At 65.6% G+C, this 1,579-nt stretch carries 1 protein-coding gene; it reads left to right on the top strand.

Going from position 1 to position 1,579, the window contains the following annotated elements; all coding sequences use genetic code 11:
- Positions 1 to 102: 102 nt before the first annotated feature.
- Positions 103 to 1,563, top strand: coding sequence for an IS66 family transposase (tnpC, locus tag KY661_RS37040; protein WP_225414673.1), 1,461 nt, complete (start codon positions 103 to 105; stop codon positions 1,561 to 1,563).
- The last annotated feature ends 16 nt before the right edge of the window (positions 1,564 to 1,579 follow it).

Below are 1,579 nucleotides of genomic sequence, written 5' to 3'. Positions count from 1 at the left end.
GTAACCGTTCACCGGACAGGGCTGTCTGAGGGGCGAGCAGGAGCGGACAGAGGGCAGAGGAATCTATCGACAGGGTAGGCCGAGGAAGGTACTACCTGTGAGGTGAGCCCGGTCGATGCCAAAGATGTCCGAATCGCGGAGCTGGAAGCGCAGCTGGCGCAGAGGGACGAACGCATTGCGCAATTGATGGCGCTGGTGGGTGCGCTCACCCAACGGGTGGCGGAGTTGGAGCAGCGGCTGGCCCAGAACTCCAGCAATTCCGCGCGCCCGCCCTCGTCCGATGCGCCTGGCAGCCCGCGCCCCGGCAAGAAGCTCACGGGGAAGCGCCCTGGCGGCCAGCCCGGACATAAGAAGCATGAGCGAGCTCTGTTGCCGCCCGAGGCTGTGCAGCACTTCGTCGAGCTGGTGCCCAAGCAATGCAAGAGCTGTCGGCGACGGTTGGTAGGCCGGGACGCTGAGCCGCAGCGCCATCAAGTCGTGGAGGTGCCGCCTCTATCGGCCATTATCACGGAGTACCGGAGCCACGCGTTGGAGTGCAGCGCGTGCGGCACGGTGACGCGACAGCCTGTACCTGAGCACGCGCGCAGCGCCTTCGGGGACAGGTTGGGTGCCCTGGCCAGCCTCTTGGTGGGCAAGTACCGGCTGTCCAAACGGCTGGTGAAGGACGCGCTGTCGGACATGCTGGGTGTCGAATTGTGTGTGGGCAGTGTGGTCAACCTCGAAGAGGAGATGGCCGACGCGCTGGTGCCTGCGGTGGCTCAAGCCGCCCAGTACGTGCAGTCAGCCACCACCGTGCATGCGGATGAAACCGGATGGGTGGAGGGGCGCGAGGGCGGCCGGGGCAAGCGCGCCTGGCTGTGGATGGTAACTACCGCGCGGGTAGCCCTCTTCCATATCGCCCCAAGTCGAGGTGGCAAGGTGGCGCGTGCCCTGCTGGGGGAGGACTTCACAGGCTTCCTCGTCACCGACAGGTGGAGCGGCTACGCGTGGTACGACGCGGGACTGCGGCAAGTGTGCTGGGCCCACCTCACCCGAGACTTCCAGGGCTTCATCGACCGGGGCGGCCGGGGCGGCCGCTTGGGCAAGAAGCTGATGCGCCAGAGAAATCTCTTCTTCACCTGGTACCACCGCGTGCGCGATGGAACCCTGTCTCGCTACGAGTTCGAAAAGAGAATGCCTGAAGTGGAGCGCGAGGTGGGGCGACTGCTGCGCCGTGCGGCGCTGCGCGCGGAGAAGAAGACGGCCGGGATGGCGCGGGAGATTCTCCAGTGGGAGAAGTGCCTGTGGACGTTTGTCGACGTGCCGGGCCTGGAACCGACGAACAACTTCGGCGAGAGGTGCCTGCGTCACGCCGTCATGTACAGGAAGACTTCTTTCGGGACGCAAGGCCCTCAGGGCAGCCGTTTCGTGGAGCGCATCCTCACGGCGGTCACCTCGCTCAAACTTCAACGGCGCGGCGTGCTGAGCTTCCTGACGGATACGCTGCACGCTCACCGACGAGATCTGCCGACGCCCTCGCTGCTGCCCATTGTGGACACGCCTCTGCTCGCGAATGCTGCCTGAGGCGGTGAACGGTTAC

The organism is Allostigmatella hybrida, from assembly GCF_020103775.1.
GTDB lineage: Bacteria > Myxococcota > Myxococcia > Myxococcales > Myxococcaceae > Hyalangium > Hyalangium aurantiaca.
This window is presented reverse-complemented; position numbering and strand designations above follow the sequence as displayed.